Here is a 7,987-nt window from a genome sequence, read left to right on the forward strand (position 1 = left end):
TTGTTATAGCTTCCGTGTGCGTCGCCGCTGTTGGTCAGCATCAGGTAGAGATTGCCGCCATCCTGTCGCCAGAACGCACCGTAATTCCCGTACGCAATGCGGTAGCTGTTCGCGGACGAGCTGACAATCTCGTTGGGGTTTGTCGGGCCGTATAGTTCATTCCAGTTTCCCCAGGGGCCGTTGGCGCCATTCCATGCCCCGCTTAATCCGCGTAAAAATTTCCTCCCCGTGCCAAACGTGGTGTATTCCTGCTGGCAGCCGTAGGCACTGGGGAGTACCAGTAACGCTCCGGCCTCTGCAACCGGGTAGTGGTTTGCAGTCGTTGCTCTGCCATTGTCTGACTGATAGTGAACACCTGCAGCGCTGTATGCCCCCAGCGTATTGAGATCCACACTCAGCGCGGTACCGAAATACGGCATCGCGCCAATATCCTCAGCAGTTAGTTTGTATCCAGTGTTATAAGAACGATAAAGCGACCAGGTTCGGTTTCCGGCCGCTCCGGCACCATAAGCGTTCCAGACCTCAGAGGGGTTGTCATATTTCACCAGCTCGATGCACGGCGAGCCATCGCTGTCCCGCATTCCCTTCACGAAAATGTAATAGTACGTCGTGGCGTTCAACCCGGCCGGAATGTTCGTACAGGTGTCCATTTTGACAAACAAGTGTTCGCCCTGGATAAAGACGAAGCTTTTAAAATCAATGCCGGTAGTAACCGTCCCGATTGTACGACCAATACCATAATCCGCCGTTTTCAGTACGTGGTCCGTTGTCGCATCCCTGGCTGAAGCGGTCACATTTTTATCAGCCGCACTGCCCAGCTTCACATCGCCGTGCTCATCCGGCGCGTGTTCGTTGACGGTTTTCACCATCCCTTCCGTACTGGTGTTCAGCAACTGCGCGATGGCCTGATAAACCTGTGTGTCATCATTCGGGTCAATCGTAATCCCGGCCTCTTCGCACAAGTGAACCAGCTCGCGCTGCAGGGTGTTCAGCCAGGCGGCCATCACCCACGTACACGGGACCTGTGTTTGTGGGTCGCCGTCCGTAAATTCACCGTTTTCATCGGCTGTTGTGGTACTGCTTCCTATTTTTTGCATGTAAAAATCCCTCGCCGGGGACGGCGATTAACAAAGGTTTACGGGTCAGTGACTGAAAATCAGCAGGGTTTCAGAAGGCGATTCGCGGGTCAGGGTGCAGACCATCTGCTGGTAGGCGTCATAATTTTCCTGATTCACCGGCGGCGAAATCACGGTGACGCACCAGGTAAAGCGCCAGTCACCATGATTAAGCGGCTGGCCCGCGCCGGACATGCCTGCCCGGAAGGGCCGGTATTCGGTGATTGATACGATAAATCCCAGCGCGCGGGCCACGTCCGTGTAGTACCGACGAGAAAGCGCCCCCGTGGAGGTCAGTTTGGCGACCACGGCACGCTGCCGCGCCTCCGTTGTCTGATCCTCGTTGTAGACACACGGATCCGGCAGATTCAGCGTTGCCTCCCACTCCGGAAGGAAAGCATCGACCGTTCCCGGGAACGCGCCCCTGAGCAGCGCCAGCGCATCGGCATCACTCTGCCGGTAGCTGCGGGCCAGCGCGCGAAGAACGGCTGACTGTACCGCATTCTGGCTTTTCGCCCACGCCTGCCCCGAGGGCATCAGCCCCTGCAGGGCCTGCGTGTAATCCTCAGTGAGAAAGCGGCTCGGGTTCATAGATACTCAATCTCCCCGGTGACGGCCAGCTCTCCCAGCCCCGGCAAAATATTATCCACCGGCGACGTGAGCAGAAAGCCCTTTGTGCCTGGCACACTGGCGATCGCCAGCTCAATATCGGACAGGTCGATAATGACCGGCGGCGTATCAACGGCGGGTTTTACGCCCGGATGACCTTCATTAAAGAAGACCTGATCGATGGCCGCCCTGACCGCATTTTTGGTTTCATTACTGGCCGTTTTGATCCCGCTTATCACAAAATCCACTGGCAGCCGCGACGGCGAACACACCCATACCTCAGCGGTAACGTTGTGCAGCGGATACAGCGCATCCGCCACGCGTCCCTGATCCCCGGTCGCCACCTGCGCACTTTCCGGCTCATAGCGTGATACCCCGTTAGTCCCGACCGGGAAACCGTCAGGATGACCGCTGACACCATCACACATCACGTAAATCCCGACCGTACCAAAGCCCATCATGCGACGCACCACCCATGCGCGCGTGATACCCGGCACCTCAAGGGCCCAGCGCTCATAATCGGTATCGTTGCCGCCCTGTGCTGTATCCTGCCAGGCAAGCAGCATACGGGCCCTGAATGCCTCCTCATCCTCGATGTCTGCCCCACCCAGAATGGGGTCAAGGGCAGTAACCGTAGATTCCACACCGGCAACGGCCACATCGAGAGAGAGTATCGTTCCCGCCGGTGCGTTACCGGCATCACCGCCCCCCGTGGTGTCGGTCGCCGGATCCGGAAGAATGGCCGTAATGGTGCCCGTTCCCGTCCCGTCAGCGTCCAGTGTCACATCAGCATCCAGGGTGTATCCATAGCCGTCGCTGCGCCTTAACGCGCTCCCGCCGGTAATCGTTCTGCCGGCCGTCCCCGCAAAGGCCATTGCTGAACACGTCGCCGCCGTGGCGGGCTTACGGAAGACCTCCTTGAGCGCAGCCCAGCCCGCCAGCCATTCATCAGTTGCAGTGAAAGGCGTCGCCTGCAGGGCAATATAATCGAGATAGCCATAGTGAAGATGAGACATGCCGGCATCAGCATTTGCCAGAATACGGAGGTTTGAAAAACGCAGCAGGGACCCCACCCCGTTTCCCCTGAGTTCTGACTCCATAAACGCCACATTACGTGTCCGGAGTTCGCTCAGCGTCGGTCTTGCAAAGGGCATATCAGTTCTCCCATACCCATGAATATTTCACGCTCTGCGCGGATTTACCCGGCTCCTGATAGGTGATCCCCACCAGAAGTGTGCGGGGATGAATGATGCGGGTCTGAACCGTAATGCTGCTGACAATGCTGTCATCGAGCAGCCACTGCAGCGCCTCACGGCAAAAGTCCACCGCTTTACCGGCAATGGCTGAGGTCAGTTTCTGCCGGCGCAGCAGCCACAGGCGCGAACCAATCAGATACGTCTCTCCGGTATCCGCCCACCAGCCACGCCGGTCAGTTCCGTCAATCTGATCGTCATCGCGCGCCAGCCGGTCGGTAAACAGGCTGATGTAAATGGCTGTCTCCAGGTCATTTCCCTGCTGCAGGTCACCGGACACCACAACCCAGTCGGCGCTGGTGCCATCGGGTGCCGGCCACAGGGTGCGAATATCACTCATGGCTTCTCCTTTGTCGGCTCAGTGGTCTTCGTGGAATTGCCGGACTCAACACCTTCGACCTCATGATCGTGTTTGATATGCTTCCCGGAGCGATTTCAGCGTGGTGGTGTTGCCCTCGCAATTGTCCTGAATGTCGCCGGTACACTGCAGCAGCGGCGTTTTCATCATGACCCCTTGTGCCGCCTCGATAGTGACCTGCGTGGCCTGTTTAACATCAACCGCCTGGCCGTTCGCCTGCACCTCGATACCGCTTTGGGTGAGTTTCACGAACTGCCCCCACTGGCTATAAATCACTGTTTCACCAGGATTCAGGCCACTGTGCCGGTAGGCTGAGTTATTCGTTGCAATGACAATACCGGAGGACCGATCCCCGCCAATGCAGGCAATCAGTACATCCGTCCCTGCCGGCAGTCCGGAAGAAAAACCAAACTCAGCCATGCGCGGCGTGCTGCCCCTCACTTCGACAGGATGTTGATACTGCAGGACCTGCACGCCACCCGCGTCTTTCATGGCAGTCACTTTCCCCGTGGTAAAGGCCATCATCGATTTTCGGTACAGTATCCGGACCTTTCCTTCCAGCTCGCCCAGCTTCCTCATGATCATTTGCAGTAGCGGGTCTCTCATGAATAATTCAGCTCCATAATGTTGCTGTAGAACTGGTAAGGCTCAACCGTAAAGGCCTGCGCCGGCATCAGCATCATTTCAGCGGTCGTGCCGCGATTGTCTTTCTGAAAGGTCACCTCCCCCAGCAGCCAGGCTTCATTGTTAAGATTGAGCTGTGGGGCTGTGATCGGGATTAATGTATTAGGCTCCCAGAGTTTCCCGGCGGTATCCCGCCAGCTGTCCACGGTGACATGCAGCACGCGGGAACGGCCAAAGCGTCGGTTCATCTCCCAGTCGATGTACTGCTGTGCGGCCCCGTAGGTGTTGAGCGTACTTTCAATCAGCACGGCCAGATTCCGGTAGCGCATCGCGGCTATCACCGGATCGCTGGCCGTGGACAGCGTGACGGAGGCATAAGCATCGCCGGCGGAGATTTCTGTGACCGCCGTCGTGGGCATCGAGATCCCGGTATATTCCGAGTAACGTTCATCGCAGGAACTGCTGTACCAGGCCTCCTGAATATTCCCCCCCACCGCCACACCACTGGCCGCTTTCCGGGTCCCCACCCGCGTCAGCCACAGACTGCCATCCGGCAGGTCGTAATACAGCAGCGCCGCCCAGCGCATCATTCTGTCGATAACCTCCTGCGACGACTCCCCCCAGTTAAGCGAGAACTGGGGCACGTTCTGCAGGTCGGTAATGTCGGTTCCAACGCTAATCCCGTAAGGGGTCGCCAGCTTTTGCGCGATCTGTAACGGAGTAGCCTGCTCAATCACGTTGTTGGGCCAAATCGCGGAACAGTCCACCAGGTCCTGACACTTACCCCGCCCGCAGGCGTGTACCTCGTGCCGGGAGGGGCCAATGGTGGCGTCCCAGCGATCGATATATCCCGTCACCACGCTGTCATCCCCCAGGCGGACCACGCACGGCTCGCCTGGGGCCACCAGCTGCTTATCATCCGAGCCGGGGTAGTAATCCATCAGGGACAGGGAAAAGTCTGAGGGCAGGCGCTGGATACTGCGCGTCACGCGGATTTGGTCCCAGCCTGAAATCAACCGGCCCCCGACTTCCAGAGTCAGTTCGTCACTCATTCGCTTAACACCTTCAGGGTTCGTGGCATAAATGCCGGATGGACAGGGCGGGCCCTGTCGGTCAGCTCATCAGTACGCCCTGCATCCTGGTAGAGCCTGCTGGCAAGGTACAAAGCGGGTAACGTGGCATTAAAATGCTGCACCACCACCGGAGCCAGGTTTGCCCCGCGCGTCTGCAACAGGGAAATCGTGTTCGTGCGCAGTATCATCAGCGCCTCATAAAGTCTGTCTTCGCCGCTGTCACCGGCCGCCAGCATGGCGTTATCGAGGGTATCGCTGACGTTCATCAGCAGGGTCATCGCATCGTCATAACTGCGCAGCGGAACCAGGGCGGCAGCGGCCGCCATTGCACCGGCCGTCAGGATTGTCATGTAGCGCACGGTAATATCGGAGACCTGCGTTTCGCCGCCTGGGGGATGCCACTGTGGATCGGTAAACCCGGACAGTATCTGCAGGGCCTGAACGCGATCCGCCGGCGACGGGATAACCAGCTGCAGACCGTTGACCACGTTCAGAACATCACGGGCATAGGATTCAGGCGTGTAATCCTCTGACAGCGCTGACAGAGTTCGCTGAACGGCCATCGTGTGCTGCACGGTGGACGCCATGGATTTTTGTACTTCAGCAGACGGCGACGACGCGCTGAATGAGCCATGGTTATAGCGACCGTAGCGGTCAGGGCTGAACACGTTATGCAGCGAGTTACCCAGATTGCTGGCTGACTGCATGGTGCTGGTTACGCTACGGATCCAGAAATCGGCCGTGTTCTGCAGGGTTTTTAACGTCCCATTGAAATAATTGAGCGTACCGTGGATCTCGCCAATGAAGGTGCTGGCCGCCTCGGCGGCCACAGACAGCCAGGAGGTTTGAACGGTCGAGGCCGCATCCGTGGAGCTGGTAATGGCAAACACGCGCAGGCCAGATTCAATGACCGTCAGCGTGAAGGAGAACGTCCCTCCCGCGAGACTTTCCGTGATTTTGAGCCCCCCGTCAGGCACGCTGACGGTCAGCTCTCCCAGCGTAGGATGAACGAGCGTGCCGGCACTCCCCGTTTCACAGGCAGCAATCAGGGAATCCCGCTGCGTCATGACGTCCGGTGCGGTGTAAAGCCGGCTGCTCTGCACCAGAAACCCGTTCAGGGTGATCCGCCGCGTACTGCGGCCTAAATCTTCCACCCAGGCCTGATCGCGATACGGATATTCATGTACAGCCTGGCGACGGCCAAAGCTCCCCTCTCCGCCCTCGACCGCAAACGGTACGTCGCGAAAGGTGGCCTTATGAAGGTGTTCCTGCCATTTCCAGCTGTCCCCGGAGGGACCAAACAGCGAATCTTTTGCTGAATTAACGGCATCGTGGATTAAAGTCATCTTTTCTCCAGCCACAAAAAAGCCCGCATTTAAGCGGGCTGGATACATAAATTTAATTCATTACAAAACCGAATGAGTTACAAGATATAGTTTATTCAACCACCATCAATACAATCCGCATATACAGACCAGTATTTATCCCTTGTATTGACAATGCAGACCTTCTTCTCGGAATTGTCATAGAGATATGAATGTGAGAATGATTTATTTTCATCATCTCCTGTTCTTTCGACCACAACACCTTTATCTGTTACTGCGGAAACAGAACCATCAGTAATAAACTTATGATACTTTATTCGTATTGAGCTATTTCCTTCCATTTGTAAAACATGAACCGCGCCGGATGTAGCCCACGCATCAGTTTCAAAATAAAGCCGTGCAGTCCTCCAGTCATACCCTGTCACCTGCATGTTATACAGGGTTTTCTTGGGGTCATCCCAGTCAGGATTGCCTGAGTCCATAACTTGAGCAGTGACAATGTCACCGTCTTTATTAATCGAGGCGGCCATGATTTTAGTATGATCATACTGTGAACCATCGCCGTCAGTCCCAATCGTGTAGTAGTTTATATTGCCAATGCCATCAAATACCGCTGACGTTATATCCCATGGACCTGATAGCTTTTTAGTTATGTTTTTGTTCGCAAAACATGCACCAAGCGGTTTGGTGGGAAAGTTAGGCGCATCCATAGGGAAATAAATACTCTGAACATTCTCCCTACATATTGAATCCGAGTAATTATTCCCAGCCAACACCTGAAATGACAAAGCAATAAGTGGAAATATTAATATCTTCATAAAAAACCTTAATCAATGATGTAAATACAACATTACCACATGGTTACTTAACCAATATTTAATAAGGACTCATTGAAGCAGTAACCTTTCCACCAAACGGAACCACAACACGCTTCTTCTCACCATCAGGGCTGGTAAGAAGAACTTCGATCTGTGTTTTTCCATCCTTTCCAGCCTGGTCAGTAATTTCTTTCAGGACCTTCGTCAATTCCGCCGTCTGATCTGGTGTAATGATGCCAGATTGCTCACCCTGGCTACGTTGCTCCTGTAAATATTCCGGGTTTCGCTTGCCACTCCATCGCGGATCCATAATGGCATCATTAATGCCGGTATCTATTTCAGAACGGCTAAACGGCTGCGTCCCCTGCTCATGTTTTATCATCGCGGGGAGCAGCCGCCTGAGCACATCAGGTGAATGGAGATCGATGTTCTCTCCGGGTTTAAAACCGGTGTCACGGGACACGTCTGAAATATACGGAGCAACTTTATTTTCTTTTGCGGGCGCAAAGGTCTGGATCACATCCTGCAGCGTGTGCTTGCCACGATCACCGTACAAAAAGAGCTGCCGTGACGCAGCGGCCAGACCATCTTTGTCTGAAGCAAACTGAGAAAAATAACCACTTTTATCTGAGTACACCTTCCCTGTTTCGTTCGACGCAGAACGGAGATTAACGGGATTATGGCTACGTAACCCCAGCGCATTATTTCGTGGCTGGTCAAACATGGAATTATTGGCCGGCGGCTTACCTGTATTATCAGTGTGGGTCACGGCATTCATATCCTGCAGCAGCAGACCAGCCTGATCGGTTGCT

Annotated in this window: 7 protein-coding genes and 2 pseudogenes; all 9 read right to left on the reverse strand. The window is 55.3% G+C overall.

All coding sequences use genetic code 11. The features are described from left to right. Positions 1-1,097, reverse strand: a 1,097-nt coding sequence (locus tag DEO48_RS05250) for a pyocin knob domain-containing protein (RefSeq protein WP_109844553.1), incomplete at its 3' end; no start/stop codon positions are given. A 45-nt stretch (positions 1,098-1,142) separates the two neighbouring features. Continuing rightward, positions 1,143-1,706 carry a YmfQ family protein gene (locus DEO48_RS05255; RefSeq protein WP_109844554.1) on the reverse strand — a complete coding sequence of 188 codons (564 nt, stop codon included), beginning with the start codon at positions 1,704-1,706 and terminating at the stop codon, positions 1,143-1,145. Continuing rightward, a complete protein-coding gene (locus DEO48_RS05260) occupies positions 1,703-2,878 on the reverse strand; it encodes a baseplate J/gp47 family protein (protein ID WP_109844555.1) in 1,176 nt (391 codons plus the stop codon). The genes DEO48_RS05255 and DEO48_RS05260 overlap by 4 nt, the downstream gene beginning before the upstream one ends. Position 2,879: 1 nt before the next feature. Continuing rightward, positions 2,880-3,317 carry a phage GP46 family protein gene (locus DEO48_RS05265; protein WP_109844556.1) on the reverse strand — a complete coding sequence of 146 codons (438 nt, stop codon included), beginning with the start codon at positions 3,315-3,317 and terminating at the stop codon, positions 2,880-2,882. Next, positions 3,314-3,905 (reverse strand): annotated as a pseudogene (locus DEO48_RS05270) (phage baseplate assembly protein V). Before DEO48_RS05270 ends, DEO48_RS05265 begins: the two are co-directional and overlap by 4 nt. 32 nt (positions 3,906-3,937) lie before the next feature. After that, complete coding sequence (locus tag DEO48_RS05275; protein WP_109844557.1) at positions 3,938-5,011, reverse strand: phage baseplate assembly protein; 1,074 nt, start codon at positions 5,009-5,011, stop codon at positions 3,938-3,940. After that, positions 5,008-6,378, reverse strand: a complete 1,371-nt coding sequence (locus DEO48_RS05280; protein WP_109844559.1) for a DNA circularization protein — start codon at positions 6,376-6,378, stop codon at positions 5,008-5,010. Before DEO48_RS05280 ends, DEO48_RS05275 begins: the two co-directional genes overlap by 4 nt. A 95-nt stretch (positions 6,379-6,473) precedes the next feature. Then, positions 6,474-7,175: a hypothetical protein gene (locus DEO48_RS05285; protein WP_109844558.1), complete on the reverse strand. Its 702-nt coding sequence runs from the start codon at positions 7,173-7,175 to the stop codon at positions 6,474-6,476. 58 nt (positions 7,176-7,233) lie between these two features. Further along, a pseudogene (locus tag DEO48_RS26710) lies at positions 7,234-7,987 on the reverse strand (hypothetical protein); the annotation flags it as partial.

Source organism: Enterobacter sp. CGMCC 5087 (assembly GCF_003144775.1).
Lineage (GTDB): Bacteria > Pseudomonadota > Gammaproteobacteria > Enterobacterales > Enterobacteriaceae > Enterobacter > Enterobacter cloacae_M.